The organism is Neobacillus sp. NPDC093127, from assembly GCF_044754175.1.
Lineage (GTDB): Bacteria > Bacillota > Bacilli > Bacillales > Cytobacillaceae > Neobacillus.
The window spans coordinates 424,915-449,011 of record NZ_JBIVOP010000002.1; the positions used below are offsets into that span (position 1 = coordinate 424,915).

General features: G+C 42.6%; 26 protein-coding genes. 15 read left to right on the forward strand and 11 right to left on the reverse strand.

Annotation, left to right across the window (positions count from 1 at the left end):
- Positions 1-71: 71 nt before the first annotated feature.
- From ACIQCO_RS05235 to ACIQCO_RS05280, 10 genes are all read left to right on the forward strand, one after another.
- Positions 72-1,268: a substrate-binding domain-containing protein gene (locus ACIQCO_RS05235; protein WP_400426585.1), complete on the forward strand. Its 1,197-nt coding sequence runs from the start codon at positions 72-74 to the stop codon at positions 1,266-1,268.
- 86 nt (positions 1,269-1,354) lie between these two features.
- Positions 1,355-2,131: an ABC transporter ATP-binding protein gene (locus tag ACIQCO_RS05240; RefSeq protein ID WP_400426526.1), complete on the forward strand. Its 777-nt coding sequence runs from the start codon at positions 1,355-1,357 to the stop codon at positions 2,129-2,131.
- Positions 2,109-2,816, forward strand: coding sequence for an ABC transporter ATP-binding protein (locus tag ACIQCO_RS05245; protein ID WP_400426587.1), 708 nt, complete (start codon positions 2,109-2,111; stop codon positions 2,814-2,816). Before ACIQCO_RS05240 ends, ACIQCO_RS05245 begins: the two co-directional genes overlap by 23 nt.
- An 18-nt stretch (positions 2,817-2,834) precedes the next feature.
- Positions 2,835-3,695 carry a branched-chain amino acid ABC transporter permease gene (locus tag ACIQCO_RS05250; RefSeq protein WP_400426528.1) on the forward strand — a complete coding sequence of 287 codons (861 nt, stop codon included), beginning with the start codon at positions 2,835-2,837 and terminating at the stop codon, positions 3,693-3,695.
- Positions 3,696-3,699: 4 nt separating this feature from the next.
- Positions 3,700-4,698 (forward strand): branched-chain amino acid ABC transporter permease, encoded by a 999-nt coding sequence (locus tag ACIQCO_RS05255; RefSeq protein ID WP_400426530.1) that lies wholly within the window; start codon positions 3,700-3,702, stop codon positions 4,696-4,698.
- A gap of 12 nt (positions 4,699-4,710) precedes the next feature.
- A complete protein-coding gene (locus ACIQCO_RS05260; protein WP_400426532.1) occupies positions 4,711-4,890 on the forward strand; it encodes a hypothetical protein in 180 nt (59 codons plus the stop codon).
- An 11-nt stretch (positions 4,891-4,901) separates the two neighbouring features.
- Entirely contained in the window at positions 4,902-5,921 is a 1,020-nt protein-coding gene (locus ACIQCO_RS05265) for a 3-oxoacyl-ACP synthase (RefSeq protein WP_400426534.1), read from the forward strand.
- The gene (gene phaZ, locus ACIQCO_RS05270; protein ID WP_400426588.1) at positions 5,878-6,813 is read left to right on the forward strand and encodes an intracellular short-chain-length polyhydroxyalkanoate depolymerase; all 936 of its coding nucleotides are present in this window, start codon (positions 5,878-5,880) and stop codon (positions 6,811-6,813) included. Before ACIQCO_RS05265 ends, phaZ begins: the two co-directional genes overlap by 44 nt.
- A gap of 4 nt (positions 6,814-6,817) precedes the next feature.
- The gene (fabG, locus tag ACIQCO_RS05275) at positions 6,818-7,558 is read left to right on the forward strand and encodes a 3-oxoacyl-ACP reductase FabG (RefSeq protein WP_400426536.1); all 741 of its coding nucleotides are present in this window, start codon (positions 6,818-6,820) and stop codon (positions 7,556-7,558) included.
- Positions 7,559-7,930: 372 nt separating this feature from the next.
- The gene (locus tag ACIQCO_RS05280) at positions 7,931-9,424 is read left to right on the forward strand and encodes an acyl-CoA synthetase (protein WP_400426538.1); all 1,494 of its coding nucleotides are present in this window, start codon (positions 7,931-7,933) and stop codon (positions 9,422-9,424) included.
- A gap of 117 nt (positions 9,425-9,541) precedes the next feature.
- On the opposite strand, the gene ACIQCO_RS05285 is transcribed toward ACIQCO_RS05280, so the two are convergent.
- Entirely contained in the window at positions 9,542-10,429 is an 888-nt protein-coding gene (locus tag ACIQCO_RS05285) for a selenium metabolism-associated LysR family transcriptional regulator (RefSeq protein ID WP_400426540.1), read from the reverse strand.
- A 152-nt stretch (positions 10,430-10,581) separates the two neighbouring features.
- Between ACIQCO_RS05285 and ACIQCO_RS05290 the strand changes: the two genes are divergently transcribed.
- The 5 genes from ACIQCO_RS05290 to ACIQCO_RS05310 all read left to right on the forward strand — a co-directional run bounded on the left by ACIQCO_RS05290 (position 10,582) and on the right by ACIQCO_RS05310 (position 14,696).
- Positions 10,582-10,815 carry a sulfurtransferase TusA family protein gene (locus tag ACIQCO_RS05290; protein WP_400426542.1) on the forward strand — a complete coding sequence of 78 codons (234 nt, stop codon included), beginning with the start codon at positions 10,582-10,584 and terminating at the stop codon, positions 10,813-10,815.
- A 43-nt stretch (positions 10,816-10,858) separates the two neighbouring features.
- Positions 10,859-11,221 carry a DsrE family protein gene (locus tag ACIQCO_RS05295; RefSeq protein ID WP_400426543.1) on the forward strand — a complete coding sequence of 121 codons (363 nt, stop codon included), beginning with the start codon at positions 10,859-10,861 and terminating at the stop codon, positions 11,219-11,221.
- A gap of 15 nt (positions 11,222-11,236) precedes the next feature.
- Positions 11,237-11,950, forward strand: a complete 714-nt coding sequence (locus ACIQCO_RS05300) for a sulfurtransferase TusA family protein (protein WP_400426545.1) — start codon at positions 11,237-11,239, stop codon at positions 11,948-11,950.
- Positions 11,951-11,966: 16 nt separating this feature from the next.
- Complete coding sequence (locus ACIQCO_RS05305; RefSeq protein ID WP_400426546.1) at positions 11,967-13,136, forward strand: vitamin-B12 independent methionine synthase; 1,170 nt, start codon at positions 11,967-11,969, stop codon at positions 13,134-13,136.
- A gap of 183 nt (positions 13,137-13,319) precedes the next feature.
- Positions 13,320-14,696: a DEAD/DEAH box helicase gene (locus ACIQCO_RS05310; protein WP_400426547.1), complete on the forward strand. Its 1,377-nt coding sequence runs from the start codon at positions 13,320-13,322 to the stop codon at positions 14,694-14,696.
- A gap of 43 nt (positions 14,697-14,739) precedes the next feature.
- Here ACIQCO_RS05310 and ACIQCO_RS05315 read toward each other — a convergent pair whose 3' ends face one another.
- The 10 genes from ACIQCO_RS05315 to ACIQCO_RS05360 form a co-directional block, all read right to left on the reverse strand.
- A complete protein-coding gene (locus ACIQCO_RS05315) occupies positions 14,740-16,284 on the reverse strand; it encodes a solute symporter family protein (RefSeq protein ID WP_400426548.1) in 1,545 nt (514 codons plus the stop codon).
- On the reverse strand, positions 16,284-16,610 hold the full coding sequence (locus ACIQCO_RS05320; protein WP_400426589.1) for a DUF485 domain-containing protein: 327 nt from the start codon (positions 16,608-16,610) through the stop codon (positions 16,284-16,286). Before ACIQCO_RS05320 ends, ACIQCO_RS05315 begins: the two co-directional genes overlap by 1 nt.
- Positions 16,611-16,971: 361 nt before the next feature.
- On the reverse strand, positions 16,972-17,688 hold the full coding sequence (locus tag ACIQCO_RS05325; RefSeq protein ID WP_066091168.1) for an ABC transporter ATP-binding protein: 717 nt from the start codon (positions 17,686-17,688) through the stop codon (positions 16,972-16,974).
- The gene (locus ACIQCO_RS05330) at positions 17,685-18,455 is read right to left on the reverse strand and encodes an ABC transporter ATP-binding protein (RefSeq protein ID WP_400426550.1); all 771 of its coding nucleotides are present in this window, start codon (positions 18,453-18,455) and stop codon (positions 17,685-17,687) included. Before ACIQCO_RS05330 ends, ACIQCO_RS05325 begins: the two co-directional genes overlap by 4 nt.
- Positions 18,456-18,486: 31 nt before the next feature.
- Entirely contained in the window at positions 18,487-19,458 is a 972-nt protein-coding gene (locus ACIQCO_RS05335; RefSeq protein WP_400426551.1) for a branched-chain amino acid ABC transporter permease, read from the reverse strand.
- A gap of 2 nt (positions 19,459-19,460) precedes the next feature.
- Positions 19,461-20,366 carry a branched-chain amino acid ABC transporter permease gene (locus ACIQCO_RS05340; RefSeq protein WP_400426590.1) on the reverse strand — a complete coding sequence of 302 codons (906 nt, stop codon included), beginning with the start codon at positions 20,364-20,366 and terminating at the stop codon, positions 19,461-19,463.
- A gap of 100 nt (positions 20,367-20,466) precedes the next feature.
- Positions 20,467-21,609, reverse strand: coding sequence for a branched-chain amino acid ABC transporter substrate-binding protein (locus ACIQCO_RS05345; protein ID WP_400426552.1), 1,143 nt, complete (start codon positions 21,607-21,609; stop codon positions 20,467-20,469).
- A 630-nt stretch (positions 21,610-22,239) separates the two neighbouring features.
- Positions 22,240-23,484 carry an NAD(P)/FAD-dependent oxidoreductase gene (locus ACIQCO_RS05350; protein ID WP_400426554.1) on the reverse strand — a complete coding sequence of 415 codons (1,245 nt, stop codon included), beginning with the start codon at positions 23,482-23,484 and terminating at the stop codon, positions 22,240-22,242.
- A complete protein-coding gene (locus tag ACIQCO_RS05355) occupies positions 23,481-23,813 on the reverse strand; it encodes a (2Fe-2S)-binding protein (RefSeq protein WP_066091158.1) in 333 nt (110 codons plus the stop codon). The genes ACIQCO_RS05350 and ACIQCO_RS05355 overlap by 4 nt, the downstream gene beginning before the upstream one ends.
- A complete protein-coding gene (locus tag ACIQCO_RS05360; protein ID WP_400426591.1) occupies positions 23,810-24,073 on the reverse strand; it encodes a (2Fe-2S)-binding protein in 264 nt (87 codons plus the stop codon). The genes ACIQCO_RS05355 and ACIQCO_RS05360 overlap by 4 nt, the downstream gene beginning before the upstream one ends.
- Between the last annotated feature and the right edge of the window lie 24 nt (positions 24,074-24,097).

A 24,097-nucleotide genomic window follows, 5' to 3' on the forward strand; every position in this document is an offset into this window, starting at 1 on the left:
TAAAGTAAATATTTTAAGGGGGAAAAAGTGTGAAGGGGTATCGCGGGAAATGGGCATTAGTAGGATTACTTATGTTTATGATGATCTTTGCCAGTGCATGCAGCTCTGACAAATCATCATCAGAGCCAAAGGACGATGGCGGAAAGAAAACGGAAAATAAGGAACCAATTAAAATCGGTGTCCTTGCTTCTAAAACTGGTGCACTCGAATCGTATGGAAAGCAAACATTAAGAGGTTTTGAGCTTGGGCTTGATTATGCAACAGATGGAAAGATGGAGGTTGCCGGCAGAAAGATTGAATTCATTGTCGAAGATACCGAAACGAAACCCGAAGTAGCCGTCCAAAAGGCAACAAAATTATTAGAAGAAGATAAAGTGGATTTTCTAGTTGGATCATCTAGCTCAGCGGACACACTGGCCGTTCTCCCGTTAGCAGAGGAATATAAAAAGATTATGGTTGTCGAACCAGCGGCGGCTGATAGTATTACAGGTTCAGAGTTTAATAAGTATATGTTCCATTCAGCACGCAACTCCTCACAGGATGCAGTTGCTGGGGCAGCAGCAATTGCCAAAAAAGGCGTAAAAATTGCCACGCTTGCACCGGATTATTCCTTTGGCCGTGATGGTGTAGCAGCCTTTAAAGAAGCAGCTAAAAAGCTGGGAGCCGAAATTGTAAAAGAAGAATATGCGGATCCAGCGGCAACAGACTTCACTTCAAACATTCAAAAAATCGTCGATGCCAAACCTGATTATTTATTCGTTGTTTGGGCTGGTGCAAACTCTCCATGGAAGCAGATTGCCGACATGAAAGTGCAGGAAAAAGGAATCAAGATTTCAACTGGAGCCCCGGATATCGCGGCATTATCGACAATGGAGCCGTTGATTGGAATGGAAGGATTCACCGTTTATTATCATGACCTGCCGAAAAATAAAATTAACGACTGGCTAGTAGCAGAGCATAAGAAGCGCTTTAACAACGATGTTCCCGACCTGTTTACACCTGGCGGGATGAGTGCAGCCATTTCGATTGTGGAAGCATTGAAGAAATCGAATGGTGATGCGGATGCCGATAAACTGATCAAAACAATGGAAGGCATGAGCTTTGAGACACCGAAAGGAAAAATGACCTACCGTCCGGAAGATCATCAAGCCCTGCAAGCATTATACGCGATTAAACTAGAGAAGAAAGACGGCGTTCCGTATCCAGTACCAGTGCTGATCAGAGAGCTGACTCCTGAAGAAACGGCGCCGCCAATCCGCAACAAGTAAGAAAATATCAAGTAAAAATGACGGGGGTTCGACCGAGTAAAACACGGTCAGCCTCTTCCTTATTTCTATACAAGGCGGTGAAGCGAATGTCCTTGCTTATTGAAACAACTGACCTATCGATTACCTTTGGCGGTCATACGGCAGTGGATGCTGTCAGTATTTCTGTTCCGGAGAAGCATTTTAAGTCGATTATCGGGCCAAATGGCGCCGGAAAAACAACCTTTTTCAATCTCCTAAGCGGCCAATTAACGCCGACTCAAGGAAAAATCTATTATCGCGGAAAGGATATCACGAAATTTTCACCGACAAACCGCACAAGAGCGGGGATTGGCCGTTCCTTTCAAATTACCAATGTATTCCCTAATTTAACCGTATTAGAGAATGTAAGATTAGCGGTCCAATCAAAGGCAGGAATTCGATACCAGATGCTGTTTCATTATAAAAAATATCGAGCATTTGAAGAAAAGGCATTAGAATGGCTCAGGCTTGTCCTTTTAGACGATAAAAAGGATTCGCTCGCTAGCAATCTGGCACATGGCGAAAAGCGAAAACTTGAAATTGCGATGCTGCTGGCACTTGAAACAGAAGTTCTTTTATTAGATGAACCCACGGCAGGCATGTCACTCGAGGAAGTTCCGGCGATCTTAGAAGTGATCAAAAGAATTAAGGAACAAGGAAACCGGACGATTATCCTGATTGAACACAAGATGGATATGATCCTCGATTTATCGGATTCGGTGATGGTTCTTTTTAATGGAAGATTATTGGCCGACGGAACCCCGGAAGAGATCATGAAAAACGAGACAGTACAGTCTGCCTATTTAGGAGGTCAACTCGATGATCAACGACCTGTTAAAACTTGATAAAGTAGAAACCCATATCGGTCAATATCATATTCTCCAAGGTGTTTCCTTTGAGGTGAAAAAAGGGGAAGTAACGGTACTTCTTGGAAGAAATGGAGCTGGAAAAACAACCACATTACGAACGATAATGGGGCTGAATCCGGCCTCGAAAGGGAGCGTCACGTTTAAAGGAGAAGCGATTCAGTCCCTGCCAACCTATACGATTGCCAAAAAGGGCATCGGTTATGTTCCCGAGGATCAGGGGATTTTTTCCGGACTAACGGTTGAGGAAAACATGAGAGTGGCGATTCAAAAAGACGATGAAGAAACCGCTAAACGAATGGATTGGATCTTACATTTGTTCCCTGACTTGAATAAGTTTTGGAAAAAACCGGGCGGCCTGTTAAGCGGCGGTCAAAAACAAATGCTTTCCATCGCAAGAGCGTATGTGAATGAAAACGAACTGCTGTTAATAGATGAGCCTAGTAAAGGTTTGGCTCCCATTGTCGTCGAAAAGGTAATGGACTCCATAATCCAAATGAAAGCTGAAACAACCATCGTATTAGTGGAACAAAATTTCATGATGGCGAGCACAATTGGCGATCAATTTTACATTATTGACGATGGTCGAACCGTTAGTCATGGGGCAATGAAGAAATTAAAAGAAGATGAAGAAATGAAACGAAAGTATTTAGGGATTGCTTAAGGAAGGAGGGACTTCTTCGTGGATTTAATCATAAATTTAACCTTAAATGGCCTGGCAACAGGGATGCTGATCTTTTTATTGGCTGCTGGTTTAACGCTGATTTTCGGTTTGATGGATGTGCTGAATTTTGCCCACGGCGGGTTATTTGCCTGGGGAGCTTATAGCGGACTCTGGATTTATTCACAGACTGGCAGTTTTATCATCGGAATCATTGGCGCCATCTTAACTGGCTTTCTGCTCGGAATTATTACAGAAAAGTGGATCATTAAACCGGTTTACGGCAATCATGTCCAGCAAATATTAATCACCCTTGGTCTCATGCTTGTTTTATCCGAAATGCTAAAAGTCATTTGGGGTCCCAATCAAATTACCGCATCGCCTCCGGACTACCTAAAGGGCAGCTGGGAACTCGGCGGCGTTATTATCATCAAGTACCGAGTATTTATCATTTTAGTAGGGCTTGTCATATTTGCAGGGGTGCAATTTTTACTTAAAAAAACAAAGATTGGCCTTGTTGTCCGTGCAGGTGTGATGAATAAAGAAATGGTGCAAGCACTTGGAATCAATATTCAAAGGGTGTTTATGTTTGTATTTATGATTGGTGCCGGTATGGCCGCGCTTGGCGGTGTACTGCTCGGCCCGTATTCCGGGGTAATCCATGCCGGAATGGGGATGGAATTCGCCATCCTCGCATTCATAGTTGTCGTCATCGGGGGGATGGGCAATTTCAAAGGCTCCGTGTTAGCCGCTATTTTAGTAGGGCTTTCCGGTTCGTTTATGGCGTATTATGTCCCCGACCTATCGCTGGCGGTAAATATGCTCCTCATGGCGATAGTATTAATTATTCGGCCGCAGGGTCTATTTGGGGCAAAGGGGTGAGAACATGCGATTGATTCAAGGAAATCGAATGACAGCCATCATTTTAGTTGTTGCAGCTTTTCTGCTCCTTTTGCCGTTCGTCTATGAATCGAGAAACTTATTGATTTTGTTAACACAGGTGTTTGTTTTTTCAATTTTCGCGATGAGTTATGACTTGTTGTTGGGCTTTACCGGAATTGTTTCCTTTGGGCATGCGATGTTTTTTGGCATCGGCGCGTATTCGATGGGGATCTTTATGAAGCGGTTTGAACCAACGCTAACGGTTTTCCTCTTGGCGGTACTGACCACCATTGTTCTTACTGGTTTCGTCAGCTTTCTTGTTGGCTTGCTTACACTTCGTTTAAAAAGTCATTTCTATGCGATGTTAACCTTATCGTTATCAGGACTTTTTCTTGTCTTAGCGGAAAAGTGGCGAACGATGACCTATGGGAATGATGGCTTCACGTTTCGCGTCCCGGAACTGTTTATTGACCGGACTAATTTTTACCTGCTTTGTTTAATTGTCATGGTTGCGGTATTTCTCATTCTGAAGCGGTTTACCAATTCCCCGCTTGGCCGGGTACTTCAGGCGATTAGAGAAAATGAACAACGAACGGAATCATTAGGGTTTCATGTATTGCATTATAAAATTGCCGCAAGTGTGATGTCCGGCGTATTAGCGGGAATTGCAGGAATCTTATATGCGATTTCGCTGCGCTTTGTGAATACGAGTGTGTTTGCAATGGATATCACCTTGGATGCTTTATTAATGACAATCATTGGCGGAGTAGGCACATTAGTCGGTGCCATCATTGGAGCAGGTCTAATCGAGTTTGCCCATCATTGGCTGACGGAACTGGCGAAAGAGCATTGGATTTTTGAGCGCTGGATTATCTTCTTTGGCATTATTTATATTTTGGTCGTGATGTTTTTCCCAAGAGGAATTGTCGGGACGTTAAGTACACTTTCTTGGAAACGGAAAAAACAGCCTGCTGTAAAAAAAGAAGAAAAGATAGCGGGATAGAGGGGGAGACAGATGGAAATTAATCAAATTGCTTCCTTCGTGGTTCGTTTTCAACTTGCCGCTATTGAAAAGGAAACTGGGAAAAAACAATGGAGAATAAAAGTTACACATGTCCAAGAAGAGCGAGAGACGTTGTTTGAATCGGTTGAGGAAGCGATGGAATTCATGCAGGAAATGGCAGAGGAAGCATAGGGGAGAAGGTGATGGTGTTGCAAATTGGCATTCTGAGCACAGGTATTTACTTACCAGAGGAATTTTTGACTGGTAAAGAGATTGCAGAACTGGCAGGTATCCCTGCTCCTGTTGTCGAAGAGAAAATGGGAATCAGGAAAAAGCATATCCCTGGACCCGATGACCATACTTGTGAAATGGGGATTACTGCTGCAAAAAAAGCGATTGCCAAGGCGGGGATTGACCCATTGGAGATTGATCTCGTGATTTATATTGGCGAAGAACATAAGGAGTACCCACTTTGGACGGCAGGGATTAAGCTGCAAGAGGAGGTTGGGGCGTATAATGCCTGGGCATTTGATGTGGCGTTAAGATGCGGAACGACCGTCATGGCCTTGAAAGTGGCGAAAAGTCTGATGATCGCTGATCCTGGGATTCGAACTGTCCTGCTCGCAGGCGGATATCGCAACGTTGATTTCATTGATTACGAGAATCCGAGAACCCGGTTTATGTTTAATCTGGGAGCAGGAGGCGGCGCGCTTCTTTTACAAAAGGGGCATAACGAAAACCTTCTATTAGAAACAGAACTAATCACAGACGGTTCTTTTTCCGAGGATGTTGTGGTTGTCTCCGGAGGTACGAAAAATCCGATAACGAAAGAGGCGATTGAACAGCGCCTCAATAAGCTTGATGTTCTTGACCCTGAAGGCATGAAGCAGCGTTTAGAACAAAAATCGATGGACAATTTTTTAAAGGTTATTCGCGAGTCTTTACGGAAAAGCGGCTATAGTGAAGCAGATCTTTCCTATTTGGCGATTCTTCACATGAAAAAATCGGCCCATGAATATGTTTTAAAAGAACTAGGCTTGTCCGAAGAACAGTCTATATATCTTGAAGACTATGGACATATCGGACAAATCGATCAGATTTTGTCATTGGAGCTTGCCTTGAAAGAAGGAAAAATCAAGGATGGTGATGTTGTCGTTTTTGTCAGTGCCGGAATTGGCTATGCTTGGGGAGCAGCAACAATTAAATGGGGGAAGGGTGATTGAGATGGGTAACGTTGCTTTGAAGGAAGTGCTATTGCCAAATGGAGAAACATTGGCATACAGGGAGAGAGAAGGCGGAGAGGTAAAGGTTTTATTAATCCATGGAAACATGACATCGTCGAAGCATTGGGATTTGGTGCTTGACAATATGGATAAGAAATATAAGCTTTATGCGGTTGATTTGCGCGGCTTTGGCGGTTCCAGCTATAACAATCTAGTCATGTCGATTAAAGATTTTTCTGATGATGTGAAGCTGTTTGTTGATGAAATCGGCCTGAAGGATTTCGCGATGGCGGGCTGGTCAACAGGCGGGGCGGTAGCGATGCAATTCGCTGCTGATTACCCGGGCTATTGTAATAAGCTGATTTTATTAGCATCGGAATCAACTCGTGGCTATCCATTCGATGGAAAAATAAACGAAATTGATGAGCCGCGGCGCTTTGCCTTACATGAAGAGATTAAAAAGGATTTGATTCGTACAATCCCTGTTCAAACTGCCTATGACATGAATAATGTGGACTTATTGAAACTGATTTGGAATGCGGTTATTTATACGGATAATCAGCCAGCTGCTGAACTTTATGATGAGTATGTTCAAGACATGAGAACACAAAGGAATTTGGCAGAGGTACATCACGCCAACAATACCTTTAATATTAGCCGCCACGATAATGGGCTTGTCGAGGGGAATGGAAAAGTGGAGTTAATTGATGTCCCTGTTTTGGTGCTGCAAGGGGACCGCGATATGGTGATTGCAAAAGAGATGACGAAAGAACTTGTGGAGGACCTAGGAGGAAAAGCGGTTTATATCGAATTAAAAGATTGCGGGCATTCCCCATTGGTGGATGATTTGCCGCAATTATTGAAGGCAATGACAAATTTCTTGGAGGATTAAGTGGATGAGATTACAGGATAAAGTAGCGATCATAACAGGGGCGGCGGGCGGAATCGGTTTAACCGCTGCAGAGGTTTTTGCTCGAGAAGGCGCAAAGGTGGCGATGGCAGATTTCAATGTGGAACAAGGGGAAGAACAGGCTCGTGAGCTGCGGCAAGCAGGCTTTGAAGTTACTTTTTTTCAAGTAAATGTAGCAGACCGCCAGAGTGTGGATGAAATGGTCGAAAAGGTTCTAGCGGCATATGGAAAAATTGATATCCTGATTAATAATGCCGGAATTACGAGGGATGCGATGCTGTCTAAGCTATCGGTTGAAGATTTTAAAGCGGTACTTGATGTCAATCTTACGGGTGTTTTTCACTGTACACAGGCTGTATTGCCAGCGATGATTGCGAATGGCCGCGGCAGAATTATTAACACATCTTCTGTCTCCGGAGTCTATGGAAATGTCGGACAAACGAATTATGCGGCTACCAAAGCAGGTGTTGTCGGGATGACAAAAACGTGGGCGAAGGAGCTTGGACGCAAAGGGATTAATGTCAATGCAGTTGCCCCGGGATTCATCGAAACAGGGATGACGGCAAAGGTGCCGGAAAAAGTGTTGGCACAAATGATGCAGATGGTTCCGCTTGCCCGATTAGGAAAGCCGGAGGATATTGCGAATGCCTATTTGTTCCTAGCCTCGGATGAATCAAATTACGTAAACGGAACCGTGCTTCATGTGGATGGCGGGATTATGATGTAATAGTGGAAGCGACCTTATTGGGGTCGTTTTTTTTATGAGGAAAATCTCTAAAAATGTAACTTTTTTTAGATTCGCCGATAAATTGATAAATTCGCCGATAAATTGCTCGGATTCGCCGATAAAAGCCTAAAATTCGCCGATAAATTGCTTAGATTCGCCGATAAAACGACTATGAGTCGTTAAATAAATCATTGAAATATAATGATTGAGTGTAATTTTATATCAAAATTGTGCCTTTTTCGTTTGAAGCATGATGAAAATATTAAATAATGATGAAAACAGAACCAGTTTTGCCAAAACGCCCCCTGTAACTGCCCTGTAACTAAAATTGAGTAAGATAGTTCCATCTAGTAGTGAAGGAGCGATTGGCCGGTGAACTGGGAACTGGATTGGCTGGAAAATCGGGCACGATTATCGCCAAATAAGGATGCAATTATAGATGAAAAGACAAACAGTGTGTGGACATTTGAACAATTGAATACGCGGGCAATCTCGACCGCCAGCTGGCTTCATGCCCGTGGCGTTAAAAAAGGCGATCGGATTGCTCTATTATCGCCAAACCATATTAGCTATTTTGATTTATTGTTTGCCTGCGGGAAAATTGGCGCCATCTTCGTTCCTATTAATTGGCGTTTATCATTGCATGAAATAAACGAGATATTGGCAGATTGTACACCGGTTTTAATCGGAATCCATCAGCAGTTCAACGCTATACATCAACAGCTAAAAAACGTAAATACCTTTTTTATCGGGGATGCCAGTTACGAGGAACTAGTCACTTTTCCAATTGGGGATTTACCCCAAGAGGAAATCTTTGAAACTGATCCGCTGGCAATGATTTATACGGGCGGAACAACCGGGAAACCAAAAGGAGTTGTGTTAAGTCACCAATCCATTCTCTGGAATGCGATTAACACAATTGTTAGCTGGAGCTTAACAGAGAATGATGTAACAGTTAACTATATGCCAATGTTTCATACCGGCGGACTAAATGCCTTGAGCATTCCCATCCTGATGATTGGCGGAACTGTGGTCATAGGCGAGCCATTTATAGGAGAAAAAGCAGTGGAAGCCTTGAATCGGTATCGCTGCACAACGATTCTTCTCGTTCCGACGATGTATCATATACTGATTCAAACAAACGAATTTAAAAATAGTGACTTCCCTTATATGAAGATTTTTTTATCGGGGGCAGCACCGTGCCCGATGCAAATCTACGAGGCTTTTCAGAAAAAGGGATTAGCTTTTAAAGAGGGATACGGGCTGACAGAAGCAGGGCCGAACAATTTTTATATTAGTCCGGAAGATGCCCAAATGAAACGTGGATCTGTCGGCAAACCAATGCTGTTTAATTCAATAAAACTAGTAAAAACAGCTGGATGCGAGACGGAGCCCAACGAGGTCGGGGAACTTTTAATAAAAGGGAAGCATGCCTTTTCGTTCTATTGGAACCGTGAACAAGCAACACAGGAAACGTGGAAGGATGGCTGGGTTCATACGGGAGATTTAGCGAAAAGGGATAATCAAGGATTCTATTATATTGTCGGCCGGAAAAAAGAGATGATTATTACTGGCGGAGAAAATGTCTATCCACTTGAAGTAGAGCAGTGGCTCGCCGCACACCCGGCGATTGATGAGGTGGCGGTCTTGGGTATGCCTGATGAAAGATGGGGTGAAGTGGTTGCCGCGTTCATTGCTTTAAAGCAAACGTATACCATACAAGATGAGGAATTAAAAATGTATTGTGAGTTAAAACTAGGCCGATACAAAATTCCAAAACAGTTCATTCGCTTAGAGGAATTGCCAAAAACCCATGTTGGAAAAATAGATAAAAAAAAGTTAAAAGAAATGAGTAAACATAGCTAAAAGGGGGAACTTCCACTGTTCTCCCTCTTAGCTTTTTTCTGCCAAATCCAGAGCGGTGCCTGACACCGTAAGATCAACTTGCAACTGTCGCTTATTCGCATCCATTAAATTGAAAAGCTAAATTAACACGCCTGCACTTTCTATAAATAGCTTTGAAAGAAGTGATTGTGTTTTGTTAACGTTGTAAACCAGATAAAAATACCTTTCATCATGAAATCCATTAATATCATACATTTTTAGCATGTCCTTAGCAGCATATCCTCTCGCGGCTATTTCCGAAATAATCGAGATCCCGACATCCTGCATCACAAACTGAATTAAACTCTGGCCATCCTCGATATAGGCAATAATATTTAATTTGTCCTTAGCAATGTTATTCTTTTTCAAGAATCTTTCAAGAATTGCATTTGTTCCAGAATTAGAATTTCTCATGATAAAAGGGTGGTCCACTATATCCTGGATGTTGACGGTTCCCCCGGATAATTGAACCTGATTTGAAGTAATTAGCACTAATCTTTCTTTTAATAAGGGAATATAGTGAAGTTTATCATCCTCATATTTTTCGCCTAAGATCCCGATATCAACAGATCCGTTTAGCACTTTTTCGGCAACAATTTTTGAGGAAGATTGGTTAATATGAAACAAAACTTCAGGATACTCCTGGCGAAATTGTTTAACCATTTTTGGAATGATAAACTGCCCTGGAACGGAACTTGCTGCTATTTTAACCATTCCCCGAAGCTCCGTCATCCCCTGCTTTAAATCGAGTAATGCCTGGTCTTTAATTAGCAATAGTTTAAGTGCCCATTGATATAACCGTTCCCCTTGTGGTGTAAGAATGCTTTCCCTGCCAACACGGTCAAAAAGCCTTATGCCCAGCATTTTTTCCAATCCGTGAATGTGAGAGCTTACGGTTGATTGACTTAAAAAAATATCCTCTGCTGCCTTAGAAAAGCTCTTATGCTCAACCACCTTTGTAAAAACGTAGAGTTGGTGCAAATCCATCGGAATCTTCTCCTTAATTATTCATATACTCGATTAATAGTGATTGGTAAAATAGATAAATTGAATTTATTTAATCGTACCACTTTTCTATAATAAAAGTGACTCATCTATTTGAAGAGTTATTGACAGATTTGCCGAAGGGAGAGAAATGTATGTCATATGAAGCAGATTTACTTTATGATGCAGGACCAACTGGGTGCGGTGAGCTAATAATGAATTTGTTCCTAACCATGAAAAAGATGGAACGCGGACAAATTATCAAAGTGATATCCTATGACCCCGGTGCAAGAGAGGACCTGCCGGCATGGTGCAGAATGCAAACACACACACTTCTTGAACGTAAGGACGATGGCAAAACAAGTCATTACTATATTGAAAAAGGCTAAACAAGGCCTTTTACATAAAAAACAAAAAATGGAGGAATGAAATATGGCTGGCAAATTTTTAGTAAGTTTAACAAATGCAAAGAATGATCCTGACAAAGCAACAGTTGGGTTTGTTGTTGCTAACGCTGCGGTCGCATCAGGACAAGATACGGTTGTTTTTTTAAATGTTGAAGGCGCTTACCTTGCATCAAAAGGGTATGCTGATGACATTCACGAAGTAGGTTTTGCGCCATTAAAGCAGTTAATGGACCAATTTGTCGAAGCTGGCGGAGTTCTTTGGGTGTGCAGCCCATGCTATAAAAAGCGGGAGTTAGATGAAGAAAATTTAGTAGAAGGTGCAACGATTGTTGGCGGAGCAAAATTAGTTGAGTTCCTAAGCCAGGGTGCAGCTTCGATTACTTACTAAAATCAGGTGAATAACATGGAAACAGCTCATGCGGTCTGTGATGGCGGAGATTTAGATTGTGGTTCAGGTTTGCTATTGATTATTAAAAAAGCAATGGATCCTCTTTCGGATGGTCAGATCCTTGAAGTCCGCAGCCGGGAACGAACAGTGGCTGAGGACCTGCCAGCGTGGTGTCGTATGGTTGAGCATGGATTTCTCGGCTCCAAGCCCGGTGATAATACCACCCGATATTTTATTAGAAAAGGTTCCGCTCAAGCAGAATTAGAGCAGGATTTACAAGCAGCAAAAGGTTATCAATGGAGTGTGCGTGTTCGTGGGGAAAAAGATCTCTCTGCAAAAGTCCATTCAAGAAACCATACTTTTTTAGCGGGGCAGCCGGCTGATTTTAGTCCAAAGGTCAATGCACCAAGTGCGATTGATTATCTGCTCGCCTCACTTGCCTCTTGTTTGACAGTTGGTTTTAAAGCCCAAGCCTCCAAGCGGAATCTAGAGATTGATAATCTTGAGCTTGCTTTAAAAGGCGGCTTGGATAATGTGTTGTTTCATCTGGAATTAGAAGATGAAGGCAGCCCGAAACTCGAGCAGATTACGGGGACGTTTTATGTATCATCACCTGAATCAGAAGCTGATCTTGAAGAATTATGGGAAAATACGCTTAAGCGGTCACCAATCTACCAAACTCTTAAAAAAGCCGTAAATATTGAAATTAAACTCTCAATAGTGTTTTAAGGGGGTCTTAACAATCGTGAATTTACCAACCTTTCCAACGACAGTGATTGGCAGCTGGCCGAGGTCAGTGGAAGTGAAAAAGGCAATGCGTGACAAGCGGGCCGGAAGAATAAGTGAAGAAGAGTTTCAGTCAATTGCGGATGAGGCCGTGTTGCAGTGCTTGAAATGGCAGGAGGATGCAGGTATTGATATTGTCTCTGACGGCGAACAGCGCCGCGATAATTTTATCTCCTTTGTAGCCGAACATTTACACAATGTCCGGATGTTGATGGTATCAGAGCTCCTTGAATATGTCGAAGATAAAGCAAGCTTTGAAGAAATCCTCGGAACACTAGACGTTCCGGCATTCTCAATGTCAAACCCGGCTGCAGCAGGAAAAATCAGCCGTAAAAAACCGCTTGCATTGAATGACTATTTATTTTTAAAGAAACATACTGATAAAGCGATTAAGGTCATGCTGCCAGGTCCTTATCTGTTAACAAGAGCTATGTGGGTAGAAGGGTTATCGAAAGACGCTTACCCGACGAAAGAGGATTTGGCTGTCGATATTGTTAAAGTTTTACGGGAAGAACTGGAAGAGTTAATTGCGGCTGGAGTTGATTTTATTCAATTCGATGAGCCGGTATTAACGGAGCTTGTTTTTACACAAAAAAACGCCAATCGGACATTTATGTGCGGCGCATTGACCGCTAAGGCGGATGCCGAAGAAGAAATTGAGTTTGCACTGGATTTAATGAATCAGGTAACAGACGGGATGTTAGCCAGGGGTTCAAGAATCGGTGTTCATGTCTGCCGCGGCAATTGGAGCACGCAAGAACAGGTGCTGCTGCGCGGTCCCTATTATCCGTTAATCCCTTATCTGGCGAATGTAAATGTCGACCAGCTAATACTTGAATATGCGACACCTCGAGCAGGGGAGCTTGATGCGATTCGAGATTTTGCTGGAAAAGAGCTCGGATTTGGCATCGTCAACCCAAGGACGGAAACGGTTGAAACGGTGGAAGCAATCGTTGAACGGGTCCAGGAAGCGAGAAAATATATTGCGGATGAAAAAATTTTCTTAAATCCTGATTGCGGCTTTGGAACGTTTGCGCAGCGGCCAATGAATAGTGACAAGATTGCTTTTGAAAAATTAAAGGTTATGGCCGAAGCAGCGAAGAAGCTGCGGGAAATGGTTTTGGTATAGGAGGATTAGTGGATGCCGGAATTCCTGTTGAAAATCAATGGGTGAAAGCGGCGGTAATAGCTTAATATTGCGAAGGAGTGATGTTTCTGCATTACTCCTTTTCCATTAAATAGATTGATATTTGCAATTTGGACGATAAACAAGCAATATTAGTGGATAGGAAATGTGAAAGTAGGGGTATGTTTGTCAGATTTTTTATCATTAGGTATTTCAGAAGCAGTAGCAGATAAATTACGCGGCCACGGAATTGCTAAACCAACACCAATCCAAGAACAAGCGATTCCGTTTGTGATGAAAGGGAGCGATATTATTGCCCAGGCGCAAACAGGAACAGGGAAGACATTTGCCTTTATCCTGCCAATTCTTGAAAAAATAGACCCGGAAGCAGCACATGTTCAAGCACTCATCGTGACGCCTACACGAGAATTAGCCTTGCAAATCACAGAGGAATTTGAAAAGCTAATTGCGGATATGCAGGGGATTGATGTTTTGGCTGTCTATGGCGGGCAGGATGTGGCGAAACAGTTAAAAAGGCTAAAAAGGAACCCGCAAATTGTCGTTGGAACACCTGGCAGGCTGTTAGATCACATAAGAAGGGAAACAGTTCGATTATCAGAAATATCCTTCCTTGTTTTAGATGAAGCAGATCAAATGCTTCATATTGGCTTTCTTGGTGAAGTGGAAGATATTATTAGGGAAACACCTGCTGAACGACAAACAATGCTGTTCTCGGCAACGATGCCGCCGGAAATCCGCCAATTAGCCAAAAAGCATATGCGTGCACCGGAATACATTCAGGTGGAAAAAACACAAGGCCCAGCAGACAATGTCAAACAGCTTGCCATTCATACAACTGACCGCGGAAAGCAAGCAGCGCTCATTCACTTAGTTGAAACGCATCGGCCGTTTTTAGCGGTAATTTTTTGCCGGACAAAACGCAGGGTAAGCAAACTTTATGATGCGCTCAAAGCCCACGGTTTTCCCTGTGATGAATTGCATGGCGATTTGTCACAGGCTAAAAGAGAACAGGCGATGAAACGCTTTAGAGATGCCGAGACCCAATTATTGGTCGCAACTGATGTTGCTGCCAGGGGGCTTGATGTTGAAGGGGTTACCCATGTGTTTAATTATGATATTCCTGAGGATGCGGAAAGCTATATTCACCGTATCGGAAGAACGGGCAGAGCGGGAATGACCGGAATCGCGATTACATTATATACCTCAGCAAATGTACCGGTTCTCACTATGATTGAAAAAGAACTGCATATTACCATTGAAAAGCAGTACACAGGAAATTCTGAGGAGAGCGAAGACAATTCGCGCGGTGGACTACCTAATAGTAAGAGTGATAAACGAGGTACAGCGAGGGAAAATCAAAAAAGCGGATCGAGGAATCGAAAGCATTCGAACCCGAATGGGAATAGAAGCGGGCAAAAAAGGGGAACCAAGGCTGGTCCAGATACAAGAAGCAACAAAACTACTATAGGAGCACCTCCCAAAAATAAACGGGAAGAGGCTCGTAAATCAAGCGGTAAAACGAAACGAAGTTATCCAAAATGATAAAGAAAAGCGGGACTGAAAAAATTTTCAGTCCCGCCTTTCTTTATCGATTATTAGCCAAGCCAATTCCTGTATTGGACTTTACTAATACTTCTTCGTATTTCTTTACATCCGCTTTTTGACTAGAGAAGAGGGTTCCAAGGTATCCAGCAAGGAATCCGAGCGGTATGGAAAGAATTCCCGGAGTCGTATATGGGAAGATTGGATTCCCAACAAAAATCGCTTTTCCTGCTTCCGGACTAATCACACTCGGGCCGATGGCAACCAAGCCGATTGCAGAAATAAGCCCTACCACCATGGCCCATACGGCGCCTGCTGTATTAAAACGTTTCCAATAGATTGTGTAGATAATAACCGGTAAGTTCGCACTTGCTGCAACAGCAAAGGCAAGCGATACAAGGAAGGCAACATTTAGTGATTGCGCACCTAATGCTAGAATAATAGAAATAACAGATACCCCAATTGCGGCCCAGCGCGCCATACTAACCTGCTGCTTTTCTGTTGCTTTTCCTTTCCGGAGGATTTCATTATAGAAATCATGAGCAAATGCAGAAGCCGCTGTAAGTACAAGTCCTGCCACAACTGCTAGAATCGTTGCAAATGCTACTGCTGAAATAAACGCAAACAGCATGTCGCCTCCAAGAGCCTTCGCTAACAATGGTGCCGCCATGTTTCCTGCTGGATTTGCCGCTACAATTGAACTATTACCGACAAATGCAGCTGCGCCGAAGCCGAGGAAAATGGTCATAACGTAAAAGATCCCAATGACCCATGTAGCATACACAACAGATGAACGAGCTGTTTTCGCATCCTTTACAGTAAAGAAACGGACAAGAATGTGGGGAAGACCAGCTGTTCCAAGGACTAGTCCCATGTTTAACGAAATCGTATCAAGGCCATCTTTGTATTTAACACCAGGATTTAAGAAGGATTCCTTTAATGGTGTCGCTGTTTTCATTTGGGCAAACATATCGGTGATACTCCAGTTGAATTTGGAAAACACAATAATCGAGATGATTAAGGTTCCTCCCATTAGAAGGACTGCCTTAATGATCTGCACCCAGCTCGTTGCATGCATTCCGCCAAAGATAACATAAACAGTCATCAGTACGCCAACGATTAAAACGGATGTGGTATAGCTTAAACCTAATAATAATTTAATTAGTGCACCAGCCCCGACAAGTTGGGCAATCATATAAAAAATAGAAATCGTAACCGTGTTCATGGCCGCAAAACCACGGACCTTTTTCGCATCAAAACGTGAGGCAATCATATCGGCAAATGTATATTTTCCAAGGTTCCTTAGGGGTTCAGCTACTAAATAAAGAACAACAAGATAGGCGACCAAGAATCCAATACTATAAAAGAAGCCATCAAAACCCGTTAGGGCGACTGCACCGGCAATTCCGAGGAAGGAAGCGGCCGACATATAATCTCCGGCGATGGCTAGTCCATTTTGCCAGCCCGTCAGCCCCCCGCCGGCCGTGTAAAATTCACTTGCATTTTTCGTTTTTTTAGAAGCGTAGTATGTAATGATTAACGTTACTAAAACGATTCCAAGAAACATGATAAAAGCAGGAGTGTTCATCAGCGAATTCCCCTTTCTTCAACAACCTGGTTTGCTAGTTCATCAAATTTAGCCGCTTTTTTGGAGTAAAGCATGCACAATCCCCAGGTCATAACAAACTGCATGAAGGCAAAAACCCAAGCCCAGGTAATACTGCCGATAAACTTGTGATTTAACACGGTGGAATAGGAAGTTAATATAGGTAAGGCAAAATAGAAGCAAAAAAAGAAAATCGTGACCGGGATAATAAACTTTTTCTTTTCAGAAAGTAATGCTTGAAAAGATGGTGATTGAACAATGGAACTGTAATCGCTTTCGGAATTAGTCTTTGTTTTTCGTGCCTCCAGTGGAAGCTCCCCCTCCCGTATAAAACCCTTTGTTCAATTTCTTAGGTAAAAAGACAATGCTGATTGGTCATTTGCTGAGGAAAAAACTAGTTTGCGGCAAAATATGTTTATTTTTTTCACTCACCTCCTTGAATGCTGATTTTTTGGAATTTTATAAATATATTTTGTTAATAATTATAGTAGTAAGATAATTAAATTTGCAAGAGAAAATTGGAAAAAAAGGTAAATGCTTCAAAAGACCTATTCTAATGGCTATGATTCGGAGAAGTAGAGAGCGGTATGTTCTAGAGAACATTTTTTTAATATTGGAATGAAAAAACCGCTTTTGATAAAATGTTTATCAAAAACGGCCAAAACGTGGTTAGGCACCTAAATATGCTTTAATAATCTTATCGTCCTCACGTAAGACATCGGCTGTATCGTGCAAGATGATATTTCCTATTTCTATTAAATAACCTCTGTTCGCCAACCTTAGTGCAGCCTTTGCATTTTGCTCGATTAACAAAATGGTTGTTCCTTGTTTGTTGATCTCCTTGATAATTCTCATAATCTCTTGAACAATGATAGGGGCCAGTCCCATCGAGGGCTCATCCAGCATCAGAAGCTTCGGGTCGCCCATGAGACCGCGGCTGATGGCAAGCATTTGCTGTTCACCGCCGCTAAGCGTACCGGCTGGCTGTTTCGCCCGTTCCTTTAATCGAGGGAACAGATCAAAAGAGCGTTCGATTCCTTCTTTCACCCATTTCTTGTTCTTTCTGAAGGTAAAGGCACCTAATTCCAGGTTCTCTGTGATGGTTAGTCCCCCGAAGATTCGTCGGCCTTCAGGCACATGAATAATCCCTGATTCCACAATTTTATGTGGGGGAACACCGACCAAACTTTGCCCGTTCCATTCTATTTCGCCAGATTTTGGTTTAATAAGCCCGGAAATCGTTTTAAGTGTCGTACTTTTACCCGCTCCGTTGCTGCCAAGTAAGGCGACTATTTCTCCCTCGTTTATTTCCAAACTTAGATTATTTAACGCACGAATTTTTCCATAGTAGGAATTTACATTCGTCAGTTTTAACAAGGACTTCATATCACATCCTCCTTTCCTAAGTACGCTTCAATAACCTTTTCGTTGTTCAGCACCTCATCAGGGGTTCCTTCAGCAATTTTACAACCATAATCAATGACAGTGATATGTTCAGAGATTTCCTTGATCAACCCCATATCATGTTCAATCATTAGCACGGTAATATGGAATTCATCGCGAATCCGCCGAATAAGCTGAATTAAGTATTGCTTCTCTTCAAAGTTTAAGCCAGCAGCCGGCTCATCCAGAAGTAATATTTTCGGTTTTGTGGCTAAGGCACGGGCAATTTCCAAATAACGTTGGGCACCATAAGGCAAATTTTTTGCTGATCTTTTCATATATTTGCGTACCCCAACAAAATCAATGCACTCCTGCGCCACTTCCTCTATTAATCTTTCTTCTTCTTTTTGGCTCTTTGTATGGAATAATGCTCCCCAGACTGCTTCTTTTGTTCGGCAATGCATCCCTGACTTTACATTATCTAATGCGGAAAGGTTAGGAAATAAGCGCAGGTTCTGAAATGTACGGGCCATTCCTAATTTTGTTATTTGACTAGGTTTTTTATTTATCAAACTAGTACCGTCTAATTCAATCTCTCCGCTTGTTGGCCGATAAAATCCAGTAATCATATTAAACACCGATGTTTTTCCAGCGCCATTTGGCCCGATGATGCTGGAAATAGTGTTTTTTTCAACAGTAAAAGACAAATCATTAACGGCAAGTAATCCTCCGAATTGAAGTTTTAGATTCTTCACAGTTAAAATAGACATGCGATACCCCCTATGGAGTTAATAGATAAAATTAAACAGATATCGAGTGGTTTTTATCATTCGTTTCCTCTTCAGGGTCGGAACGATCCTCTGTTTCATATTTTTTCGGTAATATCCCTTGAGGACGGAATATCATCATAATGACTAAGGCCACACCGAATATTAAATAACGCCAATCTTCTGCCCCGCGCAGAACTTCAGGGAGGACAATGACTAATGCAGCACCAATCACAACACCGGGAATACTGCCTAGTCCGCCTAATACAACAGCAAGGAGAATCATCACCGATTGTAGAAAGCTAAAGCTTAATGGTGCGATGGCACTCATTTTTACCGCAAATATTGATCCGGCTAAACTGCCAATGACAGCGCCTGTTGCATAGGATAATAATTTAAGGCGAATGCGGTTGATTCCCATCGCTTCAGCGGCGTCTTCATCTTCGCGAATATATACCCATGCACGACCAATTCTTGAATGGCCTAATCGATAGACAACCAAAACAGATAGGATGGCGATAATCAAAATTAAATAATAAAAATCTTGTTGCGATGACAGCACGTAACTTCCAATGGTTGGTCTAGGGATCCCATAAATCCCTGATGCTGATCCTGTAATATCTAAATTTATCGCTAATATTCGCACGATTTCACCGAAGCCAAGGGTAACAATGGCTAAATAATCACTTCTTAGTCTTAGTGTTGGTGTGCCAACAATGATCCCAGCGATGGCAGCAAACAGTGCAGCGACAGGAAGTGTTAACCAGAAGGACCAATGGAAAGTGGTCATTAATATCGCTGTCGTATAGGCACCAACGGCAAAGAATGCGGCATAGCCCAAGTCGAGCAGACCTGTATAGCCTACTACTATATTTAATCCTTGTGTGAGGACGACATAAAATAGAACGAGTGTTAAGACATCAAGCCAATAAATATCTAGAAGGAGTGGTAGAATGAACATGACGATGACTAGCAGCAAAAGAGAATGCTTCTTATATTTTTTCATACTTACATCCGCTCCATTTCTTTTGCACCAAGTATTCCTGTCGGTTTAAAAACTAAGAATAAAATGAGAATCCCGAACGCTAATACATCCTTCCACGAACCACCCAAGTAATATGTACCATAGGATTCAACAATCCCAAGGACTATACCGCCTATCATGGCACCGGTAATATTTCCAATCCCACCTAAAACAGCGGCAGTGAACGCTTTCAATCCAATGATGAAGCCCATCATAAAATTAATGGTTCCGTAATAAACTCCCGACATGATTCCTGCTCCTGCAGCCAAAAAGGCACCGATAAAGAAGGTAAGAGAAATAATCCGATAAACATTTATTCCCATTAAGCTGCAAGCTGCCTGATCCAAGGCGATAGCACGCATTGCCTTCCCATATATGGTTTTTTCAATAAAAAGTCGAAGCCCAATCATCAAAAGGGCAGATAGGACAATCAACCCGATTTGAGCAAACGAGATTTGCGCACCGATAATTTCTAATCCATTTTTAGGTAATTTAATCGGGTATACCTTATAAGAAGCTCCCCATCCAATCATGGAAGCATACTCTAATGATAATGAGACTCCGATTGCGGTAATAAGGATAGAAAGCCTTGGGGCCGTGAGCAGGGGACGATAAGCAATTCTTTCCACACCCATTCCGGCGAGGCCAACAATAATCATGGTGACGATAAAAACAGCTCCAATACCTAGTAAGCCGGCATTTAGCCCGCCGTCTCCAGTAAAAAAGGAAAGTAGTGCATAACCTATAAAAGCACCGAGCATATAAAAATCACCATGGGCAAAGTTTAGCAGTTTGATAATTCCGTATACCATCGTATATCCTAAAGCAATTAAACTGTAAAAAGCACCGATAACAAGTCCATCGAAGAAAATTTGTAAAAAAACTTCCATAATTTTATCACTCTCTTCTGCTGTATTTGCTTGTAAAAGAATGAATATCATTGGAGCTGTTTAAATCAATGTGTTAAACAGCTCCAACGAGGGATCAACTCTATTTTTCTAAGGTGAATTCTCCACCAACCACTTTCATTACGTGGAAGTTTGATTGATTTAACGTGTTTTGGTCACTAAATTCAATGACTTGTCCAATTCCTTCGAATGCTTTTGTCTCTTTTAATGCCTTTTTAATCTTATCCTTGTCTGTGGAATCCGCTCTTTTTATGGCATCAACTAAAAGGTTCATACCGTTGTAGGAAAGGGCGGAAAATGGACCAGGGGACAAGTTGTATTTACTTTTATAATTATTGACGAATTCTTCTGCTCCCGGAATGAAATTAGCTGTTGGTGTTGCGGTTACTAACAGATCATTCGCTGCTTCAGAACCGGCAATATCGATAATATCCGGTGAGTAACTTCCATCACCGACCATAAACGAACCTGAAACACCCTTTTGTTTAAATTGCTTTAACATTAGGCCGCCGGCTGCATAATATCCTGTAAAATAGGTTCCGTCAGGTTTGAGTGACTTTAACTTTGTCATCAGTGAACCAAAATCTTTTTCTTCGGGATTGATGGCTTCGAAGGCAATGATCTTTCCGCCATTTTCTTCAACTGATTTTTTGGCGAAATCCGCCATATCCTTCGCATAGGCAGAGTTATCATGGATAATCGCAATGTTTTTAGCCCCCTTATCCTTAAAATAATCAGCACCTGTTTTAGTCTGGTCAGGGACAAGTCCGTTTATTAAAAATAAAGTGTCATACCCTTGTTTAGGTAATTCTGATGAATTGGCTGCGGCTACAATCATCGGGATTTTTGCATTATGGAAAACACCTGATGCCGGCAATGTCGACCCCGAGCAATACCCACCGACAATAGCAACTACTTTCTTAGAAACTAGCTTGTTTGCTGCGGTAGTGGCCATTTGCGGATCACAGCCATCATCAGCCACTTCTAGTTTAATTTTCTTCTTCAAAACACCGCCGTCGCTATTAATCTTTTCAACTGCCATTTTCATTGCATTCAACATGTCTTTCCCGTCTGTAGCATTATTTCCTGTTACAGGCAGAAGGACCCCTACTAAAATCTCATCTCCGCTTGCATTATCTCCAGAGCCAGTTTTACTAGAACAAGCACTTAAAAAAAGTGACAGTACAAGCATAAGACCTAACGCAATAAATGAATATTTTCTCATTTTAATCCCCCTTGATAACTTTTTTAAAATGGCACTTTTAAACCAGTTCACACGGTATATTCTTACCAATATACAGGTATAGCAGTTACGATTGTCTCACCTCCTTATCGAAAAGGCTGTCCAAAAGAAAGGGGTTTCACTGCTCAGTAAAGAGAGTTAGCTGATAACCGTCAATCATAATGACCATCCTAATTGATTGTCTTTTGTTCTATGGAGAGAAATCATTGTTGTTCATCTTCATGAAATATATTAATAGATTCATTTCTGAAAGTATATAATATTCTGATAATATTTTTCTGTACTAGGTACTTTTAATGTGACCTTTTTACTATAAAAAACCGGCGTCGTTCTAGGAGGGCACTGAAAAAGTCCCTTGAATTTATATTGTGTGTCTAAATTGTCTGTTGATTTCCACTCCAGGCGGCTTCGCTTTCCGCGGGCGTGCCGGTGAGCCTCCTCGGCGCTAGCGCCTGCGGGGTCTCACCAGCCCCGTACTCCCGCAGGAGTCTTCGCCGCCTTCCGTTCCAATCAACAGAGTTCTTTTAATCAGATAGATACCTCAAGAATAAAAAGACGCTTCAAAATTCACAAGATTTTCAGTGCCCTCCGTTCTAGCTGTTGATTATTAATTTATCCGAACCTTTGCTGGGAGCCTTCTCCATTGTTATTCACATAAAGGTCTTCCCAAAGCTGGTTCATCCTGCTTCTGCCGCGGTCGATTTCGGGATTAAATTGAATGGCAGCATGCTGCCTTACTGTACGGACGTTTTTTACAGCTTGCTGTAGCTGCTCGTCGATGATGCCTGCTCCTTTTCCGGCGTGTTTGGCAATGGATAGGCCAGCGGTTGTTCCTTGGGCCATGGCAATTTTTCCGCTCTCGATACCGGTAATATTGCCGGCAACAAAAAGCCCTTCAAGAGGGGTTTCCATCGTTTCTGAATGATGGGGAACATGTCCGCCAAGTTCCGGAATGTATTGAAACGGGCATCCGGCGATTGCGGTCAGTTCTGCGAGCGGGTACAAGCCCCCTGCGATACAAACGAAGTCTGCCTCGTAAATCGTTTCAGAACTAGGAATAATCGTACCATTCGCATCAATATCGGCTAGTCGGACCCCTTCTACGTGATCCTTACCGATGATTTCAATGGCTGCTTTGCGAAGTTGGAGTGCCGTACCATTTATCTTCACACCATTTTTAGGATAAAAGTGCAAACCGATTTTTCTTATCCAGTCTCTTCTCATGAAACGGCTTCCGATCCGTAATAGCGGTGATGGGGCAAGGTGGGCTGCATTTAAGAGTGATTTCATGACTTCTTCTGGCTCGCCTGCTGTTTGACTGATCTGGTTTCTTTCAGGTAGAACGATGCGATCGACTGTTATTCCGGCCAGTTGTAATTCATTTAATATCGCAAAGGCTAAAATATTCGCCCCGATAATGATCCCTTTTTTACCAACCTGAACGCGGTGAACATTTGTCATTACCTGTGCAGCCCCAATCGACATCACACCGGGAAGAGTCCAGCCAGGGAGGGGGATTGGATATTCAGCCGCACCAGTGGCCACTAACACAAAAGGGGCAGTCAGTGTTCCTTGATTCGTGTACACATTCCAGAGCTGGTTTTCTTTTTCTAAATTGTAAACAGAAACCCCGCACCGGATGTCGACTGATAATTTCCTCGCTTCCTGAAGAAGGCGTTCTGATTCTTTGATTCCATTCCACCATTCACCAGAAGGCTCTTGATGAAGCTGCCCAAGCATTCTGCCGCCTGGCTTGATAAATTCATCAACGACGGATACATTAAGCCCCGATTTGGCACAGGCAATGGCACCTGCTAATCCTGCCGGTCCGCCGCCGATTACAATTACATCACTCATTGCTGCTCCACCAGCCTTTTGACAATGTTTGGATGCTGCTTGCCGCTTTCAACAACCATGTTTTTTTTCACAACCGTTAGGCAGGCTCTTACGTTTGCTTGATCATTAACCGTTACACGGCATTCCATGCAGTGGCCGATATTGCAATAAATCCCCCGAGGTGTGCCGGATCCTTCGTGAGCCCGCAGTTTTCTAATCCCATTTGCTAAAAGTGCGGCTGCAATCGTTTCATTTTCATATGCCTCATATGTATTGCCATCAAACTGAAAGGTAATAATCTCCCGGTCATCTAGTTTCCCTAAGATTGGATGGTCTATTATTCTAGTCATTGATTTTCACCTACCGTTCCAAATGTCACCGGACGAATCGGGGGCTGATATTTTAACGGAATTTCACCTGGAGCTATGGCAGGGTTGACACTTTCCAGGATCCTGTCCAATGAGGGCCTGCATGTCCGACCGCCGCAAAAGCCCATTCCCGCCCTCGTTCTTAATTTTAATTCTCTCGCTGTGCAGTTATGTTCTTCTGCTGTTGCTTGAAGGTGTCCATAAGTAACTTCTTCACAACGGCAAATAACAATATCCCCCATGTTTGCCAATCCCTTTTCCCCCTC

Excerpts from the sequence above, each read along its gene's own strand:
- ACIQCO_RS05360 (WP_400426591.1), bottom strand. The coding sequence starts at position 24,073 with ATGGGGGATATTGTTATTTGCCGTTGTGAAGAAGTTACTTATGGACAC.
- ACIQCO_RS05285 (WP_400426540.1), bottom strand. The coding sequence starts at position 10,429 with ATGGATTTGCACCAACTCTACGTTTTTACAAAGGTGGTTGAGCATAAG.
- ACIQCO_RS05340 (WP_400426590.1), bottom strand. The coding sequence starts at position 20,366 with ATGGAAGTTTTTTTACAAATTTTCTTCGATGGACTTGTTATCGGTGCT.
- fabG (WP_400426536.1), top strand. The coding sequence starts at position 6,818 with ATGAGATTACAGGATAAAGTAGCGATCATAACAGGGGCGGCGGGCGGA.
- ACIQCO_RS05290 (WP_400426542.1), top strand. The coding sequence starts at position 10,582 with ATGTCATATGAAGCAGATTTACTTTATGATGCAGGACCAACTGGGTGC.
- ACIQCO_RS05255 (WP_400426530.1), top strand. The coding sequence starts at position 3,700 with ATGCGATTGATTCAAGGAAATCGAATGACAGCCATCATTTTAGTTGTT.
- ACIQCO_RS05235 (WP_400426585.1), top strand. The coding sequence starts at position 72 with ATGTTTATGATGATCTTTGCCAGTGCATGCAGCTCTGACAAATCATCA.
- ACIQCO_RS05345 (WP_400426552.1), bottom strand. The coding sequence starts at position 21,609 with ATGAGAAAATATTCATTTATTGCGTTAGGTCTTATGCTTGTACTGTCA.
- ACIQCO_RS05330 (WP_400426550.1), bottom strand. The coding sequence starts at position 18,455 with ATGTCTATTTTAACTGTGAAGAATCTAAAACTTCAATTCGGAGGATTA.
- ACIQCO_RS05335 (WP_400426551.1), bottom strand. The coding sequence starts at position 19,458 with ATGAAAAAATATAAGAAGCATTCTCTTTTGCTGCTAGTCATCGTCATG.
- ACIQCO_RS05350 (WP_400426554.1), bottom strand. The coding sequence starts at position 23,484 with ATGAGTGATGTAATTGTAATCGGCGGCGGACCGGCAGGATTAGCAGGT.
- ACIQCO_RS05260 (WP_400426532.1), top strand. The coding sequence starts at position 4,711 with ATGGAAATTAATCAAATTGCTTCCTTCGTGGTTCGTTTTCAACTTGCC.
- phaZ (WP_400426588.1), top strand. The coding sequence starts at position 5,878 with ATGCTTGGGGAGCAGCAACAATTAAATGGGGGAAGGGTGATTGAGATG.
- ACIQCO_RS05325 (WP_066091168.1), bottom strand. The coding sequence starts at position 17,688 with ATGAAGTCCTTGTTAAAACTGACGAATGTAAATTCCTACTATGGAAAA.
- ACIQCO_RS05355 (WP_066091158.1), bottom strand. The coding sequence starts at position 23,813 with ATGACTAGAATAATAGACCATCCAATCTTAGGGAAACTAGATGACCGG.
- ACIQCO_RS05240 (WP_400426526.1), top strand. The coding sequence starts at position 1,355 with ATGTCCTTGCTTATTGAAACAACTGACCTATCGATTACCTTTGGCGGT.
- ACIQCO_RS05300 (WP_400426545.1), top strand. The coding sequence starts at position 11,237 with ATGGAAACAGCTCATGCGGTCTGTGATGGCGGAGATTTAGATTGTGGT.
- ACIQCO_RS05315 (WP_400426548.1), bottom strand. The coding sequence starts at position 16,284 with ATGAACACTCCTGCTTTTATCATGTTTCTTGGAATCGTTTTAGTAACG.
- ACIQCO_RS05295 (WP_400426543.1), top strand. The coding sequence starts at position 10,859 with ATGGCTGGCAAATTTTTAGTAAGTTTAACAAATGCAAAGAATGATCCT.
- ACIQCO_RS05265 (WP_400426534.1), top strand. The coding sequence starts at position 4,902 with ATGGTGTTGCAAATTGGCATTCTGAGCACAGGTATTTACTTACCAGAG.